20 protein-coding genes and 14 tRNA genes are annotated in these 24,224 nt (G+C 47.8%); 30 read left to right on the top strand and 4 right to left on the bottom strand.

Annotated elements, in window-relative coordinates; genetic code table 11:
- Positions 1-14: 14 nt before the first annotated feature.
- From KNO71_RS15790 to KNO71_RS15695, 20 genes are all read left to right on the top strand, one after another.
- A tRNA-Asn gene (locus tag KNO71_RS15790) sits at positions 15-89 on the top strand.
- 11 nt (positions 90-100) lie between these two features.
- Positions 101-191, top strand: a tRNA-Ser gene (locus KNO71_RS15785).
- Positions 192-209: 18 nt separating this feature from the next.
- Positions 210-284 (top strand) — tRNA-Glu (locus KNO71_RS15780).
- A gap of 16 nt (positions 285-300) precedes the next feature.
- Positions 301-374, top strand: a tRNA-Met gene (locus KNO71_RS15775).
- Positions 375-382: 8 nt separating this feature from the next.
- Positions 383-458 (top strand) — tRNA-Asp (locus KNO71_RS15770).
- A gap of 31 nt (positions 459-489) precedes the next feature.
- Positions 490-565: transfer RNA gene (locus KNO71_RS15765), tRNA-Phe, on the top strand.
- Between the two features lie 5 nt (positions 566-570).
- Positions 571-654: transfer RNA gene (locus tag KNO71_RS15760), tRNA-Tyr, on the top strand.
- Positions 655-657: 3 nt separating this feature from the next.
- A tRNA-Trp gene (locus KNO71_RS15755) sits at positions 658-728 on the top strand.
- 16 nt (positions 729-744) lie between these two features.
- A tRNA-His gene (locus KNO71_RS15750) sits at positions 745-820 on the top strand.
- 7 nt (positions 821-827) lie between these two features.
- Positions 828-902: transfer RNA gene (locus KNO71_RS15745), tRNA-Gln, on the top strand.
- 4 nt (positions 903-906) lie between these two features.
- Positions 907-981, top strand: a tRNA-Gly gene (locus KNO71_RS15740).
- 9 nt (positions 982-990) lie between these two features.
- Positions 991-1,064: transfer RNA gene (locus KNO71_RS15735), tRNA-Cys, on the top strand.
- Between the two features lie 9 nt (positions 1,065-1,073).
- A tRNA-Leu gene (locus tag KNO71_RS15730) sits at positions 1,074-1,154 on the top strand.
- Positions 1,155-1,259: 105 nt separating this feature from the next.
- Positions 1,260-2,264, top strand: coding sequence for a DUF2332 domain-containing protein (locus tag KNO71_RS15725; protein ID WP_251032005.1), 1,005 nt, complete (start codon positions 1,260-1,262; stop codon positions 2,262-2,264).
- Between the two features lie 173 nt (positions 2,265-2,437).
- Positions 2,438-2,508, top strand: a tRNA-Gly gene (locus KNO71_RS15720).
- 67 nt (positions 2,509-2,575) lie between these two features.
- Entirely contained in the window at positions 2,576-3,724 is a 1,149-nt protein-coding gene (gene queG, locus KNO71_RS15715) for a tRNA epoxyqueuosine(34) reductase QueG (protein ID WP_214689400.1), read from the top strand.
- Positions 3,705-4,145: a methylated-DNA--[protein]-cysteine S-methyltransferase gene (locus KNO71_RS15710; protein WP_214689398.1), complete on the top strand. Its 441-nt coding sequence runs from the start codon at positions 3,705-3,707 to the stop codon at positions 4,143-4,145. Before queG ends, KNO71_RS15710 begins: the two co-directional genes overlap by 20 nt.
- Positions 4,146-4,157: 12 nt before the next feature.
- A complete protein-coding gene (gene trmL, locus KNO71_RS15705) occupies positions 4,158-4,631 on the top strand; it encodes a tRNA (uridine(34)/cytosine(34)/5-carboxymethylaminomethyluridine(34)-2'-O)-methyltransferase TrmL (RefSeq protein ID WP_015880908.1) in 474 nt (157 codons plus the stop codon).
- A gap of 226 nt (positions 4,632-4,857) precedes the next feature.
- The gene (locus KNO71_RS15700; protein WP_078146399.1) at positions 4,858-5,415 is read left to right on the top strand and encodes a DUF5366 family protein; all 558 of its coding nucleotides are present in this window, start codon (positions 4,858-4,860) and stop codon (positions 5,413-5,415) included.
- Positions 5,412-6,287 carry a hypothetical protein gene (locus tag KNO71_RS15695; RefSeq protein ID WP_214689396.1) on the top strand — a complete coding sequence of 292 codons (876 nt, stop codon included), beginning with the start codon at positions 5,412-5,414 and terminating at the stop codon, positions 6,285-6,287. The genes KNO71_RS15700 and KNO71_RS15695 overlap by 4 nt, the downstream gene beginning before the upstream one ends.
- 40 nt (positions 6,288-6,327) lie before the next feature.
- On the opposite strand, the gene KNO71_RS15690 is transcribed toward KNO71_RS15695, so the two are convergent.
- The gene (locus KNO71_RS15690) at positions 6,328-8,118 is read right to left on the bottom strand and encodes a transglycosylase domain-containing protein (protein WP_214689394.1); all 1,791 of its coding nucleotides are present in this window, start codon (positions 8,116-8,118) and stop codon (positions 6,328-6,330) included.
- A 155-nt stretch (positions 8,119-8,273) separates the two neighbouring features.
- Here KNO71_RS15690 and KNO71_RS15685 point away from each other — a divergent pair, with 155 nt between their 5' ends.
- Genes KNO71_RS15685 through KNO71_RS15670 form a run of 4 tightly spaced genes read left to right on the top strand, consistent with a single transcriptional unit; the run spans position 8,274 to position 14,462 of the window.
- Positions 8,274-9,428, top strand: coding sequence for a glucose-1-phosphate adenylyltransferase (locus KNO71_RS15685; RefSeq protein ID WP_015880913.1), 1,155 nt, complete (start codon positions 8,274-8,276; stop codon positions 9,426-9,428).
- Positions 9,361-10,563, top strand: coding sequence for a glucose-1-phosphate adenylyltransferase subunit GlgD (glgD, locus tag KNO71_RS15680; protein ID WP_270812938.1), 1,203 nt, complete (start codon positions 9,361-9,363; stop codon positions 10,561-10,563). Before KNO71_RS15685 ends, glgD begins: the two co-directional genes overlap by 68 nt.
- Before the next feature lie 10 nt (positions 10,564-10,573).
- Positions 10,574-12,007, top strand: a complete 1,434-nt coding sequence (gene glgA / locus KNO71_RS15675) for a glycogen synthase GlgA (protein ID WP_214689392.1) — start codon at positions 10,574-10,576, stop codon at positions 12,005-12,007.
- Positions 12,008-12,029: 22 nt separating this feature from the next.
- Entirely contained in the window at positions 12,030-14,462 is a 2,433-nt protein-coding gene (locus tag KNO71_RS15670; protein ID WP_214689385.1) for a glycogen/starch/alpha-glucan phosphorylase, read from the top strand.
- A gap of 13 nt (positions 14,463-14,475) precedes the next feature.
- Here the strand turns inward: KNO71_RS15670 and KNO71_RS15665 are convergent, their stop codons facing one another.
- The gene (locus KNO71_RS15665; RefSeq protein WP_214689384.1) at positions 14,476-15,291 is read right to left on the bottom strand and encodes a sulfurtransferase; all 816 of its coding nucleotides are present in this window, start codon (positions 15,289-15,291) and stop codon (positions 14,476-14,478) included.
- Positions 15,292-15,391: 100 nt separating this feature from the next.
- On the opposite strand from KNO71_RS15665, the gene KNO71_RS15660 reads away from it, so the two are divergent.
- From KNO71_RS15660 to KNO71_RS15650, 3 genes are all read left to right on the top strand, one after another.
- Entirely contained in the window at positions 15,392-17,119 is a 1,728-nt protein-coding gene (locus KNO71_RS15660; protein WP_214689382.1) for a phospho-sugar mutase, read from the top strand.
- Positions 17,120-17,245: 126 nt separating this feature from the next.
- Entirely contained in the window at positions 17,246-18,004 is a 759-nt protein-coding gene (locus KNO71_RS15655) for a transporter substrate-binding domain-containing protein (RefSeq protein ID WP_078146406.1), read from the top strand.
- Positions 18,001-18,651, top strand: a complete 651-nt coding sequence (locus KNO71_RS15650; protein WP_214689380.1) for an amino acid ABC transporter permease — start codon at positions 18,001-18,003, stop codon at positions 18,649-18,651. The genes KNO71_RS15655 and KNO71_RS15650 overlap by 4 nt, the downstream gene beginning before the upstream one ends.
- Before the next feature lie 41 nt (positions 18,652-18,692).
- On the opposite strand, the gene KNO71_RS15645 is transcribed toward KNO71_RS15650, so the two are convergent.
- Together KNO71_RS15645 and KNO71_RS15640 are read right to left on the bottom strand one after the other, a co-directional pair.
- Complete coding sequence (locus tag KNO71_RS15645; protein ID WP_015880921.1) at positions 18,693-19,790, bottom strand: ABC transporter ATP-binding protein; 1,098 nt, start codon at positions 19,788-19,790, stop codon at positions 18,693-18,695.
- A gap of 104 nt (positions 19,791-19,894) precedes the next feature.
- A complete protein-coding gene (locus KNO71_RS15640) occupies positions 19,895-20,743 on the bottom strand; it encodes a PucR family transcriptional regulator (protein ID WP_287472313.1) in 849 nt (282 codons plus the stop codon).
- A gap of 69 nt (positions 20,744-20,812) precedes the next feature.
- On the opposite strand from KNO71_RS15640, the gene KNO71_RS15635 reads away from it, so the two are divergent.
- The 3 genes from KNO71_RS15635 (at position 20,813) to KNO71_RS15625 (ending at position 24,215) form a co-directional block, all read left to right on the top strand.
- Positions 20,813-21,904, top strand: a complete 1,092-nt coding sequence (locus KNO71_RS15635; RefSeq protein WP_214689406.1) for a DUF445 domain-containing protein — start codon at positions 20,813-20,815, stop codon at positions 21,902-21,904.
- Between the two features lie 35 nt (positions 21,905-21,939).
- Positions 21,940-22,311 carry a YlbF family regulator gene (locus KNO71_RS15630; RefSeq protein ID WP_015880924.1) on the top strand — a complete coding sequence of 124 codons (372 nt, stop codon included), beginning with the start codon at positions 21,940-21,942 and terminating at the stop codon, positions 22,309-22,311.
- A 128-nt stretch (positions 22,312-22,439) separates the two neighbouring features.
- Positions 22,440-24,215: an SLC13 family permease gene (locus KNO71_RS15625; protein ID WP_214689376.1), complete on the top strand. Its 1,776-nt coding sequence runs from the start codon at positions 22,440-22,442 to the stop codon at positions 24,213-24,215.
- Positions 24,216-24,224: the final 9 nt, after the last annotated feature.

Here is a 24,224-nt window from a genome sequence, read left to right as displayed (position 1 = left end):
CCAGGCAAGATCGTTCCGCAATAGCTCAGTGGTAGAGCAACCGGCTGTTAACCGGTAGGTCGTAGGTTCAAATCCTACTTGCGGAGCCACTTTCTCTTTTGGAGAGCTGTCCGAGTGGCCGAAGGAGCACGATTGGAATTCGTGTAGGCGGCAAAACCGTCTCAAGGGTTCGAATCCCTTGCTCTCCGCCAGTTTTTCAAATATGTAATGGCCCGTTGGTCAAGCGGTTAAGACACCGCCCTTTCACGGCGGTAACACGGGTTCGAATCCCGTACGGGTCACCATTTAATTTTATATCGTCGCGGGGTGGAGCAGTCTGGTAGCTCGTCGGGCTCATAACCCGAAGGTCGTCGGTTCAAATCCGGCCCCCGCAATTAAGTCCGGTCTCGTGGTGTAGGGGTTAACATGTCTGCCTGTCACGCAGAAGATCGCGGGTTCGAATCCCGTCGAGACCGCCATTTTTATTTAAAAATCAATCATACTACATACGGCTTTGTAGCTCAGTTGGTAGAGCAAAGGACTGAAAATCCTTGTGTCGGCGGTTCGATTCCGTCCAAAGCCACCATATGTGGGGGGGTAGCGAAGTGGCTAAACGCGGCGGACTGTAAATCCGCTCCCTCGGGTTCGGCGGTTCGAATCCGCCCCCCCCCACCACTTAGGGGCATAGTTTAGCGGTAGAACTACGGTCTCCAAAACCGTCAGCGCGGGTTCGATTCCTGCTGCCCCTGTTTTAATTTTATCATGGCGATTGTGGCGAAGTGGTTAACGCACCGGATTGTGATTCCGGCATTCGAGGGTTCAATTCCCTTCAGTCGCCCCATTATTATTGGGCTGTAGCCAAGTGGTAAGGCATCGGATTTTGATTCCGACATGCGAAGGTTCGATCCCTTCCAGCCCAGCCATTTTGCGGAAGTAGTTCAGTGGTAGAATACGACCTTGCCAAGGTCGGGGTCGCGGGTTCGAATCCCGTCTTCCGCTCCAATGACTTTTGGCGCCATAGCCAAGTGGTAAGGCAGAGGACTGCAACTCCTTTATCGTCGGTTCGATTCCGACTGGCGCCTCCAACATAATATGCCGGTGTGGCGGAATTGGTAGACGCGCACGACTCAAAATCGTGTTCCTCTGGAGTGTCGGTTCGACTCCGACCACCGGTATCCGTATGACTCTAACTGAGGTTAGGGTCTTTTTTCTGTTCTCTATCCTTTTTTGAGAAGGAAGGACATTCATTCAGCTCGAATGTTTTAACAAGAAGAAACGAGATGGATGATATTCAATATACAGAACAATCGAATCGGTTCATCCGATTTGCTGACAACGAATGTGTGGGTTCTAGTCGCTTATACGAAGTGCTAGCTCGAGAAGTGGCCCAGCATGAATGGCTCTTATCTTTGTGTGAAAACATACTAAAGGGACAACTTGTTCCAAATCTATTGTTTGCAGCTGTTCATGAACTGTTAATTCAACACTCTGCTGATGAGTTGGCCACCTATTATCCTAGCGTGACAAAATATCCAAAACAAGCTGAAGATGTATTTCCCTCTTTTTTAGCTTTTTGCCATACATACGAAAGTGAGATCCGTCATCGATTGAAGACCCGTCGTGTGCTGACGAACGAGGTTCAACGATGCCCCTACTTGTATCCAATCTTTTCGAAGATTCAACAACAGAAGAAGCGATCACTCGGACTGCTCGAAATCGGAACGAGTGCAGGGCTTCAACTATTTGTGGATCAATATGCTTATGAGTATAATGGCGTCTCATTCAATCCGATAAACGCCTCATCAGTAAACATCTCAGCGGCCGTTGAATCAGATGAACCATTCCGTCTCGAAGCTACGAGGCCATTAGAAATCGGAACGCGTCTGAACAATGTGGATTTGACAGACGAAGCAGAGCGGTCATGGTTAAATGTGTTAATTTGGCCAGAACATGAAACAAGGCGGCAACTGCTTCAGGCCGCCATGAATGAAGTCAATTTGAATAAGGTGACGCTCATTGAAGGGGATGGTATGACGAAGTTACAAGAACTCGTATCGCGTGTACCTGAAGCGGAGATGTTATGTATCTTCCATACACACGTTGCGAATCAGATGTCACGTCCCGTCAAAGAAGAACTTTTGAAGCAAGTCGAGCGAATTGGACAAACACGAGACGTCTTCCATATCTATAACAATATCCAAGATCGTTTCCTTCATGTGGATTTGTATCAGAACGGTCAACTTACAGCGTTGACGTGTGCAGAAACAGAGGGGCACGGCCGTTAATTTCAAATCCTGACGCCACTCGATTCTTTGTTTCATCCATGATCTTTTGAATGATTAAGATATATTAACATATTGATTTCATTGATTTTAGAAAAACTTACGAATACTTGTTGACAGTTTAATAGTATAGGTGTATATTAACTATAGTCGCTTGAACGACAACAATATTTCATGCGGGTGTAGTTTAATGGTAAAACCTCAGCCTTCCAAGCTGATGACGAGAGTTCGATTCTCTTCACCCGCTTCATATCTCTCTGCCGAGTGGCGGAGAGATTTTTTGTATGCGAAAATATATAGAGGAGGTGAACGGAATGGACCCGTACACATTAAAACAACAAATCTTAGCGTATGCCGAAACCATCGGGATTGATGAGTTGAAAGTGACGACAGCTGATCCGTTCATCGTCATGAAACAACGACTCATTCGGCAGCAAGAGAAAGGGTTTGCCTCTGGGTTTGAAGAGCCCGACTTAGAGAAACGTACGAACCCGGAGCTCTTACTTGAAGAAGCCCAGTCGATCATTGCGATCGCCATCGCCTATCCAAGTAAATTAAAAGATGCGCCCCGTAGTGTCGCCGGCGAGAGACGAGGGTTGTTTGCTCGTGCTTCGTGGGGACTCGATTACCATCGGGCGGTCGGCGATCGATTGGCCAAACTTCAAGCGTACATTGAAGAATTGGTTCCAAACGTGCGAACGCGTTCGATGGTCGATACGGGTGAGCTCGTCGACCGTGCTGTCGCAGAACGTGCGGGGATTGGATTTAGTGGGAAAAACTGTTCCATCATCTCTCCTGAGAAAGGATCCTATCTTTATTTGGGCGAAATGATTTTAGATGTATACTTACCACCGGATGAAGCAATTGAAGACGGATGTGGGGATTGCGATAAATGTATGACAGCTTGTCCGACGACGGCCCTTGTAGAACCAGGTGTCCTCGATGCGAAGCGCTGTATCGCCTATCTCACGCAGATGAAGACGTTGATGCCACGAGAGTTTCGGTCGAAGCTTGGTGGTCGATTATATGGATGTGACACGTGTCAGCAAGTCTGTCCATATAATCGCAAAAAGGATTGGCGCCACCATGAGGAATTGTTACCGGAAGCTGAGATTGTCAAACCGCTCTTAGAGCCTCTTCTGACATTAAGCAATCGGGAGTTCAAACAAAAGTTCGGACATTTATCAGGCGCATGGCGCGGGAAGAAACCGATTCAACGAAATGCGATTTTAGCGCTCGCGCACTACCGTGAACCTTCAGCGATTCCAATCTTAAGGGAATTCATTAAACAGGATGAACGCGAAGATATGCGCGCGACGGCTGTTTGGGCAATCGGTGCGATTCTTGGACCTGATGCCGATTCGATATTTGAAGAGATTGAACGGAATGAAACATCTGATATGGTTCATGAAGAGATTCGCATATATCGAGAGGAGTGGGCACATGAAGATCGTGTCGTCTAAGTGGGGACCGCTAATGTACGAGATAAATGGAGCAGGTAAGTTGACCGAATTGGAGTTCACAACACATGAACCGACAGAAGAGGCGCCTGAATGGTTGCGGGATCTCATGACGCGAGTCGAGCGGACAGGGTTTCAAGAAGCAGATCGTGTCTACGTCGAAATGAACGGGACACCGTTTCAACAGGAGGTCTGGGATGCGCTCTTGACCATTCCTTACGGCGAGACACGCACATATAAGCAAATTGCTGAACAAATCGGTCGACCGAAAGCCGTTCGCGCCGTCGGTCAGGCGCTCAATCGAAATCCGTTGCCGATTCTATTTCCGTGTCACCGTGTCATTGGAAGTGGTGGGAAGCTAGTCGGTTTTGCGGGAGGATTGGCTGAGAAACAACGCCTTCTAGAATTTGAAATGAAAAAGTGAGGGAAATCAACCATGGCAATTCATGTCGTAATGTTTCAACCAGAAATACCAGCAAATACAGGGAACGTCTCACGTACGTGTGCGGCGACGAACTCGGTGCTTCATTTGATTCGTCCGCTCGGGTTCTCGACGGATGATAAGATGTTAAAACGTGCCGGTCTCGACTATTGGCAATTTGTCGATGTACGCTATCATGACTCGTTAGAAGAGCTGTGGGAGAAGCATCCGGATGGTCAGTTCTTTTATATTACGAAGTACGGGGAACAATACCCGAGTGATTTGGACGTTTCAGATGTAGACGGTGACTATTTCTTCGTCTTTGGTCGTGAGACGAAAGGGTTACCGATGGAAGTCATCGAGAACAATTTAGATCGCTGCATCCGTCTGCCACAATCGAACCTCGTCCGTTCATTGAACGTATCGAATACAGCAGCCATCATCGTCTATGAGGCGCTTCGTCAACAGGGATATGCAGGATTGAAATAAAAAGAGCCGGATTCGTAAGAATCCAGGCTCTTATTCGTTACCCTCAGGTTTACGGTTATATCCAGCTGTCAAAATTGCTGCGAGGAAGACGACGCTGATTCCAACCATCAATAATAGGCCCATCCAAAAATCCCCCTTTTATTCTCCATAACTATAAATAGTATAATATACTTGGTAGGTGAATTGCACTGAATATAAGAAATTACTGTGAAATTGGAGAAGGAACATGAAAACGAATGTGTACTTACTGAGCTATGCCCCACTCATCGGAATTATTTTGTTTTCGATGTCACTTGCGATTGCGACCTCCGAGTACGTAATCCAATGGCTGAATCAAATTGGCGTATATAGTGAAATTATCGAACTATTATCGGTGCAAGAGACGAAAGTGCTCATGCTCGTTGTATTCTTCACGATTTTCTTTATGTTGTTTAGCGCCTTCAAATTGGTGGCCGATACGTTCAATCAACTCGGCTTCGCCTTTTTTGCGCGCGAAACGAATGGCACGTCGCTTCATCGGCTCAAACCTGGGGCCATCATCTTCCTCATCGGGTCTGGAATCAGCTTTCTCTTTTTGAACACGTTACTCGCCGTCATCGCCGTCCTCGTAGGAACGCTCTTGATGTATCTCTTTTACTATGTCTGGCAAGTAAGCCAATCGATGTCCGTCCCACGAGCCATCGGCTTATTGCTTATGCAGGCCGTCATGTGGGCGACGTTGATCAGCGGGTTAGGTTGGTCGGTCCTTCGCTTGTTCAACTCTGTCGGAGATATTATCTTATGAAGCATTCTTTTGGACCGACCTCGGATGTGATTGAAGCGTGGTGTCAATCATTTGTCCCAGAGGAAACCTTGTATTGGATTGATTCTTCGTTTCTTGAGGATATACCGAGTTCCTGTCTCGTGATTCCGAGGCAGGAGTTTTTCAATCATCCGCTTTACCGCAGACCCGACATCACGAATCCGTATGTGACGTGGCAGATGGGTCAAGACGTGACTTATGTCATCCATGCGTTCTCTAGCTTTTTGAAGGAGTTACAGGAGCACGTCAAAACACGTTTATTGGAATTTCAAGTGACGACCCATCGTGGTCTTGTTTTGCCGATATCAGTCGAGCAGATGAAACGTCTATCGAATGAGATGATTATAGAGAAGGATGGCGCGTGTGTCATCGTTTTGCATCCGCAAAATTGGAATGAGCTCGACATCGAGATGCGTCATTCTCTCCTGCTCGACTATGCGAAGGAGTGGGATCGTTGGGAAGGGGAACCCTGTGATGACTCGATTGCTTCGCATATTGCGGATTATGCAAATCGGTTTCCGATCCAGGATGGAAGTAACTGTCTCGCGGCGACGTTGTTTGCGGTCACGGGAAACGAACAGGTCGTTCACCGATGGGTTCATCCAGAGACGTTCCTTCAGACATTAAAGCGAAGTAGGTACGAAACTGTGAAGGATGATACACTGAGGCCGAATGACGTCCTGACGTTTTGGAGCGACCAAGGGCAACTGGTCCATGCGAGTTACTGTGTGCGACAAGGACTCTATTTCAATAAACATGGTCAAGTCCGTTTCAATCCATGGAAACTAATCAATCACGACGAGTTAATGGAGCATTGGGGAGCATATCGACTTCAAATCGAACGTCGATTATAAAGCAAAAGGAGTCAGTCCACTTTTCAGTGGCTGACTCCTTTTATTGGTGTGCCTGTGTCCAGACAATCGCCGGATACGCACGGTTGGCGAGTTCCGGGAATGGGCGAGGCGTATCGGCACCGAGCCAGATGGCGGTGATGGTGCGATCGGTCAGTCCGACATACCACATATCTTTGTTGTCGTTCGTTGTTCCGGTCTTTCCTCCGAGATACTCAAACTCACGTTTCAGCTGATTCGCATAGCGACCTGTACCGTATGAGGTGACGGTCGATAACGCTTTTTTCATCTCACTAATCGTTTCCGGAGACCAGACTGTCTCTTCCGTTAAAATCGGGGTCAGTGTTGGTTCACCGGACTTGAATGTGATTTGTTTGATTGTATGTCCGGATGTATACTCGCCTTTATTTAAGAACGGGGTATAGGCGGCGGCGAGTTCTTTTGGGGAGACCCCTTGTGTGAGACCGCCAAGGGCACTCGCTAAGTTCTCGTCCTGTTCATCCCATTGACTGAACATCATATCAGCTGTCTTATACGCGCGTTCCTGATCGATTGCTGAGAAGGCGGCGAGCGCAGGTGTGTTATACGAGAAAGCGACCGCATCTTTCAATAAGACATCGCCTAACACACGGTTGTGACTATTTCCGGGACAATAAGAACCGTAACAAGCCGGACGACCGTCAAGTACCGTGTCAAGTTTCGCTCCTGTCTCTTCGATAAATGGGGCGAAAACGAGGATCGGTTTGATTGCGGAACCTGGTTGGCGGTACGCCTGGGTCGCTCGGTTGAACTCACCGACCTGCGTCATCTCAGAGTCGACCATGGCCACGATTCTCCCTTGAGGTGTCAGTTCCGCATAGCCACCGTTCACACCGGGAGGGAGTTGACTCATCACCTGTTTTGCTTGTTTCTGCTTCCCGGTTGATAAGTAAGTCTCGATCGTCGCTTCATGTGTGGATAAATAATCTCTTGCCTCGGCATCGTCTAAGTCATAGCGTGACCGTACCAATTGAATCGCTTCGCGGACGGCTGTATCCATGTAGTCCGGGTATTGAATCGTTTGAATGCGAAACGACGCTTGTAACTTGACACCATGATACTGATCATATGCACTCTTCGAGAGAACACCCGCTTCAAACAGTTGCGTCAAGATTCGGTCCTTACGCTCAAAAAAAGCATCAGATGGATTGAGCGGATCATAAAGTGACGGATTATTCGGTACTGTCAACAAGTAAGCGAGTTGATTCCAATTCAGATCGTCGAGCGGTCTTGAAAAGTATGTATCGGCTGCCGATTGAATCCCATATACATTATGTCCAAAAAAAATAACGTTGCTATAAGCTGTTAAAATTTCTTTCTTGCTATAATTTTTTTCTAGTGCTCGAGCAAGCAATAACTCTTTCACTTTTCGTTCATATGTCCGTTCATGTGTGAGGTACACGTTCCGTGCCAACTGTTGCGTGATTGTACTCCCACCTTGGACAGATGTCTCGTTCGCGTTATTGATAAATGCTCGGGCAATCCCGCTCAAATCATAACCGGGATGAGCATTGAACTTACGGTCTTCGATGGTTGTAATCGCATCTTGGATATGTTCGGGTAACGCTTTCGGAGACACGTCATTTCTGCGGCCCGCCAAGTAGATTTGCTGTTCTCCACCGTTGTATGCGAGTGTGACGGCATGCATTGACGAGAGTGGTTGTGCCGATACCAGCTCTTGTCCCCAAGATAGAATTTCATCTGCCTGATCAATCTCTTCTTTCAATGCAGTGGCAAGTGACAAGGAAGCAGCCAAAAGTCCAGCAAAAAATAAGGTTCCAATCCAAGCTCTCATCTATTTCACCTCTCTCTATACATTATATCGTCCAATTTACAAAAAAATAAAAATGTAAACGTTATCATATAATAATTCGAGAAGGAATACTTTAGGAAAGGGCGAAAAAGGGTAAAAGAGGTTGTATATCACGATTTTGAGGAGGCTTATTATTTATGAAGCAAGAAATGGTTGCGATGCTCCTTGCGGGAGGAGAAGGAAAACGATTGGGGCCTCTTACGCGAAAAACGGCGAAACCGGCCGTGAATTTCGGCGGAAAGTACCGCATTATCGATTTCCCATTGTCAAACTGCACGAACTCGGGAATTACAACAGTCGGGGTATTGACGCAATACGAGCCACTTGAATTGAATCGTTACTTAGGAATCGGGACGGCGTGGGATTTAGATCGTCGCAATGGGGGGTTAGCCATTCTCCCACCTTACCAAGCACAGTCGGGGAAAAACTGGTACGAAGGGACGGCCAATGCTATCTATCGCAACTTGAGTTACATCGATGATTACGATCCGGATTATGTGTTGATTCTTTCGGGGGACCACATCTATAAAATGGACTACGAGAAAATGCTCGAAGCCCATAAAGAAAAACAAGCCGATGTAACCATCTCTGTCATGGAAGTGCCATGGGATGAAGCGCCGCGTTTCGGAATTTTGAACACAGCGGATGACCTTCGCATCAATGAGTTCGAAGAGAAGCCAGAAGAACCGAAGAGCAACTTGGCCTCGATGGGGATTTACATCTTCAACTGGAGCGTCTTGCGCGAACACTTGATTAAAGATGCTGAAGACGAAACGTCTAGCTTTGACTTCGGGAAGAATATCATTCCGAACACGCTTCTTCAAGGACTCGACGTCTTCGCTTATAAATTCAAAGGCTATTGGAAAGACGTCGGTACGATCCAGTCTCTTTGGGAAGCGAATATGGACCTCTTGGAAGAAGAGCCTCCATTCGATTTATATGACCCGGAGTGGAAAATCTATTCGGTCAACCCGAACCAGACTCCTCAGTATATTGGAAAAGATGCTTGTGTCGAACAGTCTGTAATTAACGAAGGATGTCATATCGAAGGCGAAGTCCAACATTCAGTGCTATTTTACGACGTCCGTGTCGGAGAAGGTTCACTCGTTAAAGACTCGGTGATCATGCCAGGAGCTAGAATCGGGAAGGATGTAACAATTCACAGAGCCATTGTCGCTAGCTGTGCAGTCATTGAAGACGGCGCGACAGTAGGTGAGCCGGGTGGTGAAATCGTTGTTATTGAACCACACGAAAACATTGAAAGTGGAACCGTCTTCAAACAAAGAGTTTAATACGAGTAAAGAGACACGCAAGGAGGCGTTACTGTTGACGAACGATTTATTAGGGGTCATTAACTTAGGAACGGAACAAGGTCTGTTTCCGGAATTTACTGGACATCGTAATCTGGCATCAGTCCCATTCTCAGGACGCTATCGCCTGATTGACTTCACCTTGACGAATATGATCACACAAAATATTAATCAAGTCGGAATCTTTACGTTAGACAAGTATCGCTCGTTGATGGATCACCTCGGCTCGGGAAAAGAGTGGGATTTGGACCGTTCGCAAGGTGGTCTCCACATCTTCCCACCAGCGTTGAAACCGGACGGGGAAGCGTTTCTTGGCGACTTGGCCAACTTCTCGATGCACCGTGAACACTTCATTCGCAGCAAACAGCCGTATGTGGTCATCACAGGTTCGAATGTATTGACGACGATTGACTACAACGACATGCTCGCACATCATAAATCGATGGGCGCGGACATCACGCTTGCCTATACGACCCATGAACAGAAATGTGGCTACTGCCGTCCGATTCGCCTTGGGGAAAATGACCGCGTCGTCGGCATCTCTGAGCGAGGCTTCTCACCGGATGATGAGTACACGTACACAGAAACGATCATTATGTCGAAGAATCTCTTCATGCGTCTCGTTGATGAAGCGACCTCTAAAGGCGAATATGACCTGTTGGATGGCGTCATTCGTCCCCAGCTTCATCGTTTACACGTGCACGGGTACCATTATGTCGGGAAAATGCAGGTCATTCACTCGGTGCTTTCTTACTATAATGAAAGCATGCGATTACTCCGTGGCGAAGGCATCATTTATGACTTCCCGCATATCTACACGAAAATCAAACATGAGCCACCGACTCGTTATTTGAAAGGATCAAAAGTAAACGAGGCGCTCGTGGCAAATGGATGTAAGATTCATGGAGAGGTGCAAAATAGTATTCTCTTCCGTGGTGTTGAAGTCAGTAAACACGCACGCGTGAAAAACTCAATCATTTCATCAAAATCGATCATTGAAGAAGGAGCTGTCGTTGAAAATGCCATTCTGGATAAAGAAGTCGTTGTAAAACGAGGACAGGTCATCCGAGGCACAATCGACGAACCGATTGTCATCGCGAAACGAACAGTGGTATGAGGAGGATTTTATGAAAATTTGGTATGTTGCTTCAGAAGCGGCACCGTTCATGAAAACGGGGGGGCTGGCCGACGTTGTCGGTTCGCTCCCTCAAGCGGTGGCGGGCCTAGGAGAAGAAGTCAGTGTTGTCATGCCGAAATATGGCTCGATCGCTGAAGAGTATGTGGACGAGATGGAGTATTTATTCGACCTGATTGTTCCGGTCGGGTGGCGCAAACAGTTCGGGGCAGTCTTGAAGTTAGAGCGGGACGGCATCACGTATTACTTCATCGACAACGAGTATTACTTTAAACGTGACGGCGTCTTATATGGACACTTTGATGATGCTGAACGATTCGCCTTCTTCTCTCGCGCTGTACTCGAAATGATTGGGAAGATGGAAGACGTACCCGATGTCCTGCATTGTCATGACTGGCAGACAGGTATTTTACCGGCCTTCTTACGAATCCATTATCAACATATTGAAGCGTATCAACGCATTCGCACCGTGTATACCATCCATAACCTACAATACCAGGGGATTTTCCCAGAAGAGATTCTTGGAGAATTGCTACAGTTCGGTCCTGAACATTTCACGGCCGAAGGAATTCAACATAACGGTCTCGTCAATTACATGAAAGCCGGCATCGTCCATTCCGATCAAATCACGACCGTCAGCCCATCGTATCGCGACGAAATCATGGAACCCTATTACGGTGAAGGATTAGACGGGGCGTTGCGTCATCGCGCGGTCGATGTCCGAGGGATCTTAAACGGCATCGACTTGGCAACGAACGATCCAAACACAGACGCACGAATCGAACAGTCGTATAACCTTGATACGTACAAAGAAGGAAAGCTTGCGAATAAACGAGCGTTACAAGAGCGACTTGGGCTTGAAGTACGTGACGATGTCATGCTCATCGGTTTTGTCAGCCGACTCGTTGACCAAAAGGGGCTCGATTTAATCAACGGTGTCCGTGAAGAACTTGGACAGCTCCCTTGCCAGTTCGCGTTCCTCGGTTCGGGACAACCGGAATATGAAGGAATCGTTCACGAGATGACAGCCGCTCACCCCGGGAAAGTCGGGTCATATATCGGTTTTGACATCGAACTCGCACATTTGATTTATGCGGGATCGGATGCCTTTTTAATGCCGTCACGTTTTGAGCCTTGTGGTCTCAGTCAATTGATTTCCATGCGATATGGCACCTTGCCGATCGTACGTGAGACAGGTGGACTCCGGGATACCGTGAAGCCGTACAACGAGTTCACGCAAGAAGGGACCGGTTTTGGATTCATGAACTACAATGCTCATGAGATGTTGGCGACGATTGAAAAAGCGATTCGTGTCTTCTATGAAAAGGAAAACTGGCATGCCCTCGTCCATCAAGCGATGACCGCGGACTATAGCTGGAAACAATCCGCCAAGCAATATCGTGAGTTATATCATTTATTCGCATGAGTGGAAGGAGCTAACTTGATTTATGTTCACAGATAAACAAAGCTTTGTCGACGCATTTAAAGAACGGTTCATTGCATTGAACGGGAAGTCGATCGAGGATGGGACAGAGCAGGAAGTGTATCAAACATTGGCAACGATGGTACGCGAGCAGGCCATGCCCAAATGGATTCACACGCGCGACCGTCAAGAAGAAAAACAGAGTAAGCAAGTCATCTATTTCTCGCTAGAATTTTTATTAGGTCGCTTCTTATACAACAACTTGCTCAGTTTAGACGTATTGGAGCTCGTTAGAGACGGACTGCAAGATCTCGGATACGACTTCACAGACATTACCGAGTTGGAACCAGAGCCGGGTCTTGGGAATGGGGGGCTCGGGCGCCTGGCCGCCTGCTTCCTCGATTCGTTGGCTGCACTCAGTTTACCTGGGCATGGAAATGGGATTCGCTATCGTTATGGACTCTTCAAACAGAAAATTGTAGACGGCTATCAAGTCGAGCTGCCGGATAACTGGCTCCGTGACGGGAACATGTGGGAAACGAGACGTCAGGATAAAGCGGTCGAGATTAATTTCGGTGGCTGGATTGAGATGAAACAAATCGGAGATCGATTGCGTGTCGTCCATCATCCAGACGAGGTTGTTCTTGCCGTTCCGTATGATATGCCGATTATCGGTTATAAGAATGATGTCGTGAATACGTTACGTCTTTGGAACGCCGAATCACCACTTGACGACGAGGCGTATTTAGAGAAGACGAAAGGGACGTATAAAGACTTGTTGAAACATAAACAGTCGATTGCTACCATTTCGGAATTCTTGTATCCAGATGATACGACGTATGAAGGAAAAGTATTACGTTTGAAACAACAATACTTTTTTGTATCTGCAGGCATTCAATCGATGCTTGCTTCCTATTTGAAGCGAAATAAATCACTTAAGCAGTTAGGCGACCATTACGCGATTCATATCAATGATACGCATCCGGTCGTCGCAATTCCTGAATTGATGCGCATCTTGATGGATGAGCATGGATACGGTTGGGACGAGGCGTGGCGGATTACGAAGAGCGTCATGTCGTTCACGAACCATACGCTACTCGCAGAAGCGCTTGAGAAATGGCCGGTCGAGATGTACCAACGCCTCCTGCCGCGCGTGTATCAAATCATCGAAGAAATCAATCGACGTTTCTGTCGAGACGTACTCGTCAACTATCCGCACCTCGAATCCCATATGGGAGAGATTGCAATTGTGTCAAACGAACAGATCAATATGGCCAATCTCGCTGTCGTCGGTTCTCATTCAACGAACGGCGTAGCGCAAATTCATACGGATATTTTAAAACAGCGCGAGATGCGTTACTTATATGAGATGTTCCCGCTTCGCTTCAACAACAAGACGAACGGGATCACACACCGCCGCTGGCTCTTGAAGTCGAACCCGCGGCTATCCGATGCCATCACGGAAGCAATCGGCCCCTCATGGGTGGAACATCCGAACGACTTGGAAAAGTTGATGGATGTTTCGAAAGACCGGAGCTTCCAAGAAAAAGTCATGGACGTGAAGCAACAGAACAAATTGGACTTAGCGGCATACATTCAAGAAGAAACGGGAGAGAGAGTGGACCCTCATTCCATCTTTGACGTACAAGTCAAACGCTTGCACGCCTATAAACGACAATTGCTGAATGCTCTTCACATCCATGCGCTTTACTTGAAGATTCAAGCGGACCCGACGTTTACGATGGTGCCTCGCACGTTTATCTTCGGCGCCAAGGCGGCACCGGGATACTACTATGCGAAAGAGATTATTCGCTATATCAATGCCCTTGCCACGCTCATCAATAAGGACAAGCGGGCGAGTCAATTCATTAAAGTCATCTTCCTTGAAAACTATCGTGTCTCCATGGCCGAACGGATTTTCCCAGGGTCTGACTTGAGCGAACAAATCTCGACTGCGAGCTATGAAGCATCCGGTACCGGAAACATGAAGTTCATGATGAACGGAGCCTTGACGATTGGAACGTTAGACGGGGCCAATATCGAGATTCGTGACGCCGTCGGTGATGATCACATCTTTATCTTTGGATTATCTCCGCAAGAAGTCATGAACTATAAGAAGTTCGGGGGCTATCATGCGGCAGAGATGTATCACGCACATCAGGAAATCAAAGATGTGGTCGATGGTCTTGTCAACGGAACGTTCGATAAAGTGGGCGAATATCAATTCCAATCCATCTTCGATTCTCTCCTCGTCTATAACGATGACTTCCTCGTCTTGAAAGACTTTGTCTCGTATATGCGGGCACAGCGACGAGTCGATGAGGTGTTCAGTGACCAATCACGTTGGGCTGAAAGCTCAATCGTCAATACGGCGAAGTCAGGAATCTTCTCGAGTGACCGTACCATCACGGAATACGCAAACGCGGTCTGGAATATTAAACCGACGAGCGTAAAATAAAAAGGATCCACCCTTAGGGGTGGACCTCGTTTTCTGGATAGCTGATCCAATCGGAATAGGATCCCGGATAGAGCCGGACATCATCTTTCCCGAGAGCGTGAAGCGCCAAAATATTGACGCAGGCGGTCACACCGCTACCACAGTAAAAGATAGGGTTCTCGACGGGAAGAACATCTTTATACAGTTCTTTCAAGTCGTGGAAGTCTTCTAACGTCCCGAGTTCTGTGATGGCCTCGGCATAAGAGCAGAGCAATGCGTTCGGAATATGACCTGCTTTTGAGTCGATTGGTTCATGTGACCCGTTGAAGCGATCTTCGGTTCGCGAATCATAGAGCGAGCCGCTCGCAGCAGCTTTCACTTCGTCGAGTGTCGCAATCATATGGTCTTGGAAGTCTGGCGTATAGTCGCTTGTCGGATAGTGTGGAACGTCCGTCGTGGTCTCACCGCAATAAGTGATGCCGGATTGGATACCGCCTTCTAACACAACGACCCGTTCGTGACCGGCCCATTTGAAGAGCCACCATGCACGAGCTGCGAATGGGAAGCCGTCATCGTAAATGATGACCAAATCTTCTTTTTTCAAGCCGATGCGACGAAGTGTTGCCGTCCATGCTTCTTTCGAAGGGAGCGGATGACGTCCGCCATGTTCGCCGAGCGGACCGGACAAGTCTTCCATCAAATCGAGAAAGACAGCGTTCGGAAGATGTCCCTTTCGGTAGACAGATTTACCATAGGACGCGTCGTTTAGCGAATATCGGCAATCGATGAAACGAATCGAGTTCGTATGCACGATTTGTTTTAACTCTTGGGCACGCATTGTTGGAAACATTAATATCACCTCGAGGTTTCGTTACTCTCATCGTATACAAGATGGAAGCAATTGGCGAGTACTTCGATTGAATTTTTTGAGGGTGAAAGGGGAATGAATCATGACATGGCAACAAACGTATGACCGTTGGAATCAATTCGAAGGGCTCGAGCCGCATTTACGTGCGGAACTCGAAGAACTCGCAAAAGATGAGACTACGTTAGAAGATGCATTTTATAAGACGCTCGAGTTTGGAACAGGCGGGATGCGTGGAGAAATCGGACCGGGTGCAAACCGAATGAACGTCTATACGATTCGAAAAGCGTCACAAGGATTTGCTGATTTTATCTCAGCATCAGGGGAAGAGGCGAAACGTCATGGCGTCGTCATCGCCCATGACTCACGTCATTTTTCGCCCGAGTTTGCGTTAGAGGCAGCGCGGACATTAGCGTCAAACGGAATCAAAACGTATTTGTTCCCAAGTTTACGTGCCACACCTGAACTGTCGTTTGCCGTTCGTCATTTAAATGCGTTCGGTGGCATCGTGATCACGGCGAGCCACAACCCGCCGGAATATAATGGGTTCAAGGTATATGGGGCAGACGGGGGACAGCTGCCACCAGCGGAAGCGGATGAACTCGTGACGTATGTCAATGCGATTGAAGATGAGCTGAAAATTGAGATTGAAGATGAAGCAGCGCTCCGACAAACGGGGCTACTCCTCACCGTCGACTCATCAGTCGATGAAGCCTATATGGAGGCACTCCAGTCGATTCGAATCCACCGTGACATACAGGACAGCCCCCTCCGGATTGTCTATTCGCCACTCCACGGGACGGGACGCCGTCCGGTCATGGAAGGGCTAAAGGCGTATGGATTTGAGCACGTGACCATCGTAGAAGAGCAGGCAGAGCCAGACGGTGCGTTCCCGACGGTCAGTTATCCGAACCCGGAAGAAAAGGCTGCATTTAAATTAGCGATGGAATACGGGGACCGGGTCGAGGCTGATTTGCTCATGGCGACGGACCCGGATGCAGACCGTGTTGGCTTAACCGTGCGCGGACGGGACGGGGAATGGTTCGTCTTGACTGGTAACCAGACAGGCGCGCTCCTAATGGAATACATCCTCTCACAAAAGAGTGAGACAGGTACGTTGCCGTCTAATGGATTTGTCGCTAAGACGATCGTCACGTCTGAACTCGGTGCTGCGATTGCAAAAGCGTACGGTGTACATCTTGAGAACACGTTGACTGGATTCAAGTTCATTGGGGAGAAGATCAAACAATATGAGGAATCAGGCGAATATGAATTCCTCTTCGGGTATGAAGAAAGCTACGGCTATTTGATTGGAGACTTCTGTCGTGATAAAGATGCTGTTCAGGCTTGCCTACTCGCAGCCGAGATGGCAGCTTATCATAAGCAACACGGTCGGACGCTTTATGATGCGCTGCAGTCGATTTACGAGAAGTATGGATTCTATGAAGAGTCCTTGCAGTCGATGACGTTAAAAGGAAAAGCTGGTCTCGAGCAAATCGGACGTATGATGGAGGCGTTTCGTGCCAATCCGCCAAAAGAAGTCGGTGGATATGAGGTCGCCCGTTTCGAAGACTATAAGAAACAAGTGGCGATCGATTTACAGTCCGGTAAATCGGAAACGATTGAATTGCCATCATCAAACGTCTTGAAATTCGTCTTTGCGGACGGTTCGTGGTTCTGTCTTCGTCCATCTGGAACCGAGCCGAAAATCAAGTTTTATTTCAGTGTGCATGCGGATCGTGCCGAGAAGACGACCGCAAAACGTGAAGCGATTGAGGCGGATGTTATGAAACAAGCGAAAGCGATTGATTGATAAGGAACATCACTCTAGAAATAGGGTGATGTTTTTTGTTTGACATGAAGACATCGCGCCAGTATGATGAGGATATTGTTTAAAACCGTGTAATCATATAAGGATTATAGGAAAGGCGGAATTATTATGAAAAAGACATTAACGAGCGTACTCGCAATCGGAGCTTCAGTCGGGCTTCTCGCAGCATGCGGTAACGAAACAGACAGTGGAGCGGACGAAGCGGTCATCACGGTCGGAACAGAAGCGACATACCCACCATTCACGTACAAAGAAAAAGGTGAATTGACTGGATATGACATCGACGTCTTGAATGAAGCGGCAGAACGTGCCGGTTATAAAGTGGAATACGAAGCAATGGACTTCAAAGGACTTGTCCCGGCACTCGACGCTGAACGCATCGACATGATTGCCAACCAAATGAGCATCACAAAGGAACGTAAAGAGAACTATGCATTCTCTGACCCGTACGCGGTGTCAGGAGCTCAAGTCATCGTTGGTTCAGACAACAATGACATCCAAGGGATCGACGACCTCGACGGAAAAGTAGTCGGATCGACACAAGGTTCTGCTTATGCACAAATGGCTGAAGAAGCTGGCGCTGAAGTGAAATTCTACAAAGGGGCGAACCAAGTCCTTCAAGACCTCGAAGTCGGTCGTTTGGACGCGGCCCTCAACGACCGTCTCTTCATCTTGACGGAACTTGAAAAAACAGGTTATGACGTCAAAGCAGTCGGTGATATCTTCAACACAAGTGAAGCTGGATTCATGACACGTCAAGATAGCGACGTGCTTGACAAGTTGAACGACGCGCTCACAGAGATGAAAGAAGACGGCACGATGAAAGAAATCGGTGAGAAGTACTTCGGTGAGGATATCAGTCAATGAATGAACTGATCACGACCGTCATAGAGAACCGCTCGGCCTATCTTGAAGCCATCCAGCTCACGTTGATCGCCAGTGTCCTGTCGATTCTTCTCGCCTTGGCGCTCGGTCTGATCATCGCTTTACTTCATAGTAGTCCGATTAAAATTGTACGATTGTTCACACGGACGTACATTTCGTTCTTCCGTGGAACACCGCTCTTACTTCAACTGTTGATCTTATATGTTGGGCTCACCGGGTTCGTTCAACTCAGTGGGATGCAGTCGCTCATCTTTGGATTAGGCTTCCACTTCGCTGCTTATATCTCAGAAGCGTTCCGAGCAGCCATCAACTCGGTCGACAAAGGACAAGTGGAGGCAAGTGTCGCACTCGGCATTCCGAAAATGAAACGTTTCAAAGACATCATTTTCCCACAGGCACTCTCACGTGCCATCCCACCTGTCTCGAACTCGGTCATCGACATCATCAAGTCGACATCCCTCGGGACGGTCATCGCGGTACAGGAGTTGACGTACGTGTCTGACCAGATTGCGGCCACGACGTATTTGGTCATGCCGTTGCTCTTGTTCTCGGCGTCGATTTACTGGATTTTATCGACCTTGATCCAAGCCGGTCAACACAAACTCGAACAGCGTTACGCGATTCGATAAGAAAAACCTCGATTCATACGAATCGAGGTTTTTTGTATACCTTAACGGATGACTGCTTCAGTTTCTCCGTCGAAGAAGTGTGCTTTTGTCATATCGAGTGCGAGTTCGACATCGTCACCCATGTGGATGTTCGAGCGACCGTCAACGCGTGCTGTGAACTGTTGTCCACCGAGTTCAGCGTAGAGGTAAGACTCAGACCCCATGAGCTCAGCGACGTCGATGTGCGCTTTGAACGTGTGTGTCGTTGGTGAGTCGATGTAGATTGGCTCATCGTGGATTGATTCGGGACGAATTCCGAGGACGAGCTCTTTTCCGACATAGCCACGATCACGAAGCGTCTTCATTTTTCCTTCTGGTACGTTGACTTCTTCACCGTTCGTGATGAATTTGCCTTCTGCGAGTGTACCGCGGAAGAAGTTCATCGATGGTGAACCGATGAAGCCGGCGACGAAGATGTTGTCTGGATGATCATATACTTCTTTCGGCGAACCGACTTGTTGAATGATTCCGTCTTTTAAGATGACGATCCGTGTAGCGAGTGTCATCGCTTCCGTTTGGTCATGGGTAACGTAAATCGTCGTTGTGTCCAAGCGGTTGTGGAGTTGAATGATCTCTTTACGCATTTGTACACGGAGTTTCGCATCCAAGTTTGAGAGTGGCTCATCCATCAAGAAGACTTTTGCGTCACGGACGATTGCACGACCGATGGCAACACGCTGACGTTGTCCACCTGACAGCGCTTTTGGTTTACGCTCGAGGTATTCTTCCAAACCGAGAATGCGGGCAGCGTCTTTTACGCGACGATCGATCTCGTCTTTCGGGAACTTACGGAGCTTCAACCCGAACGCCATGTTGTCGTAGACGCTCATATGCGGATAAAGTGCGTAGTTTTGGAAGACCATGGCGATATCACGATCTTTAGGAGCGACATCGTTCATTCGTTTCCCGTCAATGATAAAGTCACCGTTTGAAATCTCTTCAAGTCCTGCGATCATACGAAGTGTCGTCGATTTTCCGCAACCAGACGGTCCGACGAAAACGATGAACTCACGGTCTTTGATATGCAAGTTGAAATCGCTGACGGCTTTTACGCCACCATCGTAAATTTTATCAATGTGTTCTAAACGAATTTCTGCCATGTCGTTAGCCTCCTAAAGAATCTATGTGTATATAATAGCGCTTACAAGAACGATTATATAATGAAACCGCTTGCATTGAATATGGACAAGTTGCACAAAAACCGTCAATCGGATTTGTGCAACATGACCATGAGTTGAAGAAGGCTAGCGTCATAGAACGTTCGAGCATCGTAACCCGTCGTCTCAAATAGGCGATCGAGCCGATAATTTAGCGTGTTTCGATGCATGAACAGTGCTTTGGCGGTATGCGAGACATTCAACGAGTGACGAAACAACGCCTCTAATAATTCGATTGTCGATAAATCGAGCATTTGCATTAACGGGGCAGTGATATGCATCCGCTCTTTTGAGTCCTGTTGTAGTAAATAATGGTATAATAATTGACTAGCAGGGTAAGTTTTAGTAGACATACGTGCGTATGGCATGAGCAATTGATGTTGACGATACACATGGGCAAGCGAACCTTGTGGACGTTCGCTATAGACAGCATGTGCCTCGATGAAACAGTCACTCGCAATGGCCCGCAATACGTCTTCAAACTCCTGAAGATCGACGAATGGGCTTTGCTCAATTAGCTCGATATGTCTTGTCGACATCAAGATGACCTTGGCATGCGGCATAAAGTCACGGACGATATTGACGAAGGATTCGAACGATTCTTCTTCTGCTTCTTGGAGAGAAAGAGAGATGAGCCGAAACGGTTGCTCAAAACGAAACGTCTCATCTTGAAGTGTTGCTTGCCATTTTCGTTGATGGGGGTCTGATTGAAGGATTGGCGTCGCCCACATCGCCAACAGCTTTTGTTCGCGTTCGCTCAATTCGAACGCGGGGAGTCCGAATAGGGTACCATCTTGCGTCTCGAACCAATCAAGGTCACCAGATGCATCTTCCGACCGATGGACAGCAGTCGGAAAAATCGATTTAATACGATCAAACGTATTCAATACTATCACCTCAACAACAATGTATCATATTTCAGATCGGAGGCTTGCAGTTTGGACGGGTTATTTAAGATTTTACTCATGATATTGATCGGGGCGACCATCGGGGGCGTGACCAACTTTCTCGCCATCAAGATGTTGTTCCGACCACACGAACCGAAATACATCGGTTCATTCCGGATTCCTTTTACACCAGGACTCATTCCGAAACGTCGAGATGAACTGGCATCTAGTTTAGGGAAGACGGTCGTCAAACACCTATTGACACCAGAGGGTATGCGGAAGCGATTGCTAGATGACCAAGTGACGACGCATATTACGCACTTTGCGCAACAAGAGGTCCAGACGATGTTACGCTCGGATAAGACGGTTCGCGAGCTATTGGAACCCCTCTATCCGAACGCAGAGGCACGATTCCTCACGCTAGCAGATGAAAAACTACGTGACGAGCTATCGAACGTCATGGCTGAAGTGAAAGAACGAAAGCTGTTTGAGTTACTTGGAGAAGAAGGGATGGACCGTGTACGAGTGGTCATTCCTGAAGTCGTAGAGGCGCTTCTCGTCAAATCAGAGGAATATTTCTATTCTCCTGAAGGTGAGGCGCAACTTCGTCACATGGTTGACTCGTTCGTCCAGCGTCGTCTCGGATTTATCGCAGGGTTCATTCAAAACATGAACTTTGTCGAGATGGTTCGACCAGAAATCGTCAACATCTTACGTGGTCAATCGACCCGTGACGGAATGACGACGATGATCACGCGTGAATTTGAGCGATTCAGTGAGAAGACGGTCGATACACTGATCGATGACCGACTCGAAGCACGACTCATCGATGGCATCACAGACCAAGTTGTATCTCGTTTGCCAATCGGACAATTATTGGATCGTCCGGTCTCGTCGTATACACAGTCCGTCGAATCCCGCATTGTCGACGAACTCGTTCCACAAGGTGTCGCGCTTGTCATTGAGCGCTTCACGAACCAAATGGAGACAATCATGGACCGATTGAAGATTGATAAGATTGTGCAAGAGCAGGTCCAATCACTCGACACGTCGTACCTCGAAGAGATCGTCTTATCGATCTCGAAACGAGAGTTCCGGGCAATAACATGGCTTGGTGCGCTGTTAGGTGGTATGATTGGGTTGATTCAAGGGTTGATTGCCATCTTGTGATGGCTTAACCCTAATAGCATTTAGGAGGACGTTACATGTCACAAACAAACTTGTACGACCAAGCTTACCAATTGGAGAAAGCACTTCGCGATTCTGAAGAGTTCACAACACTCTCTTCTTTATACGATCGTGTCAATGCGGATGCGGAAGCGAACCAGTTGTTCGCTGACTTCCGTAACATCCAAATGACGCTTCAACAAAAGCAGATGCAAGGAGAGGAAATCTCTGAGCAGGAAATGATGGATGCACAAACGAAAATGATGAACGTTCAACAGAACGAATTGATCATGGAGCTCATGCAAGAAGAGCAACGCATGCACCAACTCGTCACAGAAGTGACGAAAATCATTATGAAACCACTCGAGGAGCTTTATGCCCCGATGGTGAACGAAAACGAAGTTCAATAACAAATGATGTGCGGATGGCTTTAGAGCCATCCGTTTTTTTGTTGATGAGATTGTCACACGCTTTAAGTAAGCGCTTACATAAAGTGGGTTATAATGAAATTGTGACAATAGCGAAAGGGTGAATCAGCATGATCACGGTGATAATCCTTTTAGGGATGATTTTCTTTTTTATAGCAGGATGGTTACGGGCGGATTTAGTGGCATTGATTGGACTTGTTTGCCTCGTGCTCACACAACAATTGACCCCAGGTGAGGCGATGGCTGGTTTCTCCAATCCGGTCGTCTTGATGATTGCTGGACTGTTCGTGGTCGGAGCGGGATTGTTTCATTCTGGTCTGGCGGAACGGTTGGCTTCTTTGCTTGTTCCATACGCAGGAGGGAATGCGACGCGTTTATTCTATCTGTTTATGTTGACGGTGACGCTCTTGTCGAGTGTCATGTCCAATACGGGGACCGTCGCTTTGCTCATTCCTGTTGTGATGGTAATGGCACGAAAAATCCAACAGTCTACGGATTCTTATCTCATGCCACTCGCCTTTTTTTCAAGCATCGGTGGAACAATGACACTGATTGGGACACCTCCCAATCTCGTTGCGGCAGAAGCACTCCGCGGCCTCGTGGATGAACCGCTCGGATTCTTTTCATTGTTTCCAATTGGTCTGGTCGTGATGGTGATTGGATTGATCTATTTCCGTCTAATCGGGAATCGCTTACTCCATCAAGAAGGGGCGAAACAGTGGTTGAAGACGGAGATAAGTGAGCCATTGCGTCCAAACGTCTATGTGATGTCGATTGCAAAGAGTCATCCGTTAATTGGGAAACAGTTACGTGACCTTTCATGGTCTCATGAAGGGGTTATAGTCTTGAAGGAACGAGTTCATGGACGGCACCATCATGAGACGGCTCATGCGGACACCGTACTACGTGCGGGGGAATTACTTGTCAGCGGTGAGGAACGGCACGTTCAGAACTTTTCTGAAAAAGAACAGATACCATTTGAACCGATTGAGGCCACCCGTGTAGATGATCAAACCGGAGGGGTTCTCCTGTTCACGGTCCCAGGGGTGAGTCGATTAATCGGGAAGCGTATCGGTGAGAGTCAGTTACGTAATCAATTTCATGTCAATGTCTTGAAAGTCATCCGACCACAAGAAGAGATCGCACACGTGCGATTGACAGACACCCCGTTGAAGCAAGGAGACATGTTGATGGTACAGGGGACATGGGATGATTTAGAGCGGATGGAAAGAGAGACACATGACCTGTTATCAAATGAACGGGTGACCGAGGTAGCCAATCGAGTCGTATCGGGGCGTCATCAGCTTGCAGCAGGCATCATCATGCTCATGTTGTTGCTCCTGTTCATATTCGAATGGGTCGATCCGACCGTTGCCGTATGGATGGCTGCGCTAGCGATGGTGTTGAGTGGGGCCGTCCGACAGATGGACGTCGCCTATCAATCTATTCAATGGTCCTCGCTCGTCTTGATTGCGGCCATGATCCCGGTAGGAACGGCGCTTGAAAAGGCGGGAATCATGGGATGGGTCGTTGAATGGATTGAAAGGACGTTTGCCGACTTTGGTCCTATATGGGTACTCGTCGTCTTATTCGTCTCGACCATGCTCCTTAGTCAAATCATCTCGAATACAGCGACCGCTATTTTGTTTGTCCCCTTAGCGATTGCACTCGCCGAATCGATGACTGTCAGTCCGGTTCCATTCGTCGTTGCGGTCGCCATCTCGGCGTCACTCGCTTTTATGACCCCGTTCGGATCTCCGACAAATGCGATGGTCTTTAGTATCGGTAACTATCGATTTATGGATTTTGTCAAAGTCGGTGTGCCGTTGCAACTCATCACGGGCATTATAGGAATTCTGATGATTCTCATCCTTTTCCCATTTTGAATAGGAGGT

Source organism: Exiguobacterium sp. s163, assembly GCF_018617135.1.
In the GTDB taxonomy this organism is placed as follows: Bacteria; Bacillota; Bacilli; order Exiguobacteriales; family Exiguobacteriaceae; genus Exiguobacterium; species Exiguobacterium profundum.
The sequence above is the reverse complement of the archived record's forward strand: the minus strand, read 5'-3'. Positions and strand labels throughout refer to the sequence as shown.

Bases quoted from the DNA above. Each gene is read 5' to 3' on its own strand.
- KNO71_RS15625 (WP_214689376.1), top strand. From the start codon at position 22,440: ATGATCACGGTGATAATCCTTTTAGGGATGATTTTCTTTTTTATAGCA.
- KNO71_RS15660 (WP_214689382.1), top strand. From the start codon at position 15,392: ATGACATGGCAACAAACGTATGACCGTTGGAATCAATTCGAAGGGCTC.
- queG (WP_214689400.1), top strand. From the start codon at position 2,576: ATGGACCCGTACACATTAAAACAACAAATCTTAGCGTATGCCGAAACC.
- KNO71_RS15710 (WP_214689398.1), top strand. From the start codon at position 3,705: ATGAAGATCGTGTCGTCTAAGTGGGGACCGCTAATGTACGAGATAAAT.
- trmL (WP_015880908.1), top strand. From the start codon at position 4,158: ATGGCAATTCATGTCGTAATGTTTCAACCAGAAATACCAGCAAATACA.
- KNO71_RS15700 (WP_078146399.1), top strand. From the start codon at position 4,858: ATGAAAACGAATGTGTACTTACTGAGCTATGCCCCACTCATCGGAATT.
- KNO71_RS15695 (WP_214689396.1), top strand. From the start codon at position 5,412: ATGAAGCATTCTTTTGGACCGACCTCGGATGTGATTGAAGCGTGGTGT.
- KNO71_RS15670 (WP_214689385.1), top strand. From the start codon at position 12,030: ATGTTCACAGATAAACAAAGCTTTGTCGACGCATTTAAAGAACGGTTC.
- KNO71_RS15645 (WP_015880921.1), bottom strand. From the start codon at position 19,790: ATGGCAGAAATTCGTTTAGAACACATTGATAAAATTTACGATGGTGGC.
- glgA (WP_214689392.1), top strand. From the start codon at position 10,574: ATGAAAATTTGGTATGTTGCTTCAGAAGCGGCACCGTTCATGAAAACG.
- KNO71_RS15690 (WP_214689394.1), bottom strand. From the start codon at position 8,118: ATGAGAGCTTGGATTGGAACCTTATTTTTTGCTGGACTTTTGGCTGCT.
- KNO71_RS15650 (WP_214689380.1), top strand. From the start codon at position 18,001: ATGAATGAACTGATCACGACCGTCATAGAGAACCGCTCGGCCTATCTT.
- KNO71_RS15685 (WP_015880913.1), top strand. From the start codon at position 8,274: ATGAAGCAAGAAATGGTTGCGATGCTCCTTGCGGGAGGAGAAGGAAAA.
- KNO71_RS15725 (WP_251032005.1), top strand. From the start codon at position 1,260: ATGGATGATATTCAATATACAGAACAATCGAATCGGTTCATCCGATTT.
- KNO71_RS15665 (WP_214689384.1), bottom strand. From the start codon at position 15,291: ATGTTTCCAACAATGCGTGCCCAAGAGTTAAAACAAATCGTGCATACG.
- KNO71_RS15655 (WP_078146406.1), top strand. From the start codon at position 17,246: ATGAAAAAGACATTAACGAGCGTACTCGCAATCGGAGCTTCAGTCGGG.
- KNO71_RS15630 (WP_015880924.1), top strand. From the start codon at position 21,940: ATGTCACAAACAAACTTGTACGACCAAGCTTACCAATTGGAGAAAGCA.
- KNO71_RS15635 (WP_214689406.1), top strand. From the start codon at position 20,813: ATGATATTGATCGGGGCGACCATCGGGGGCGTGACCAACTTTCTCGCC.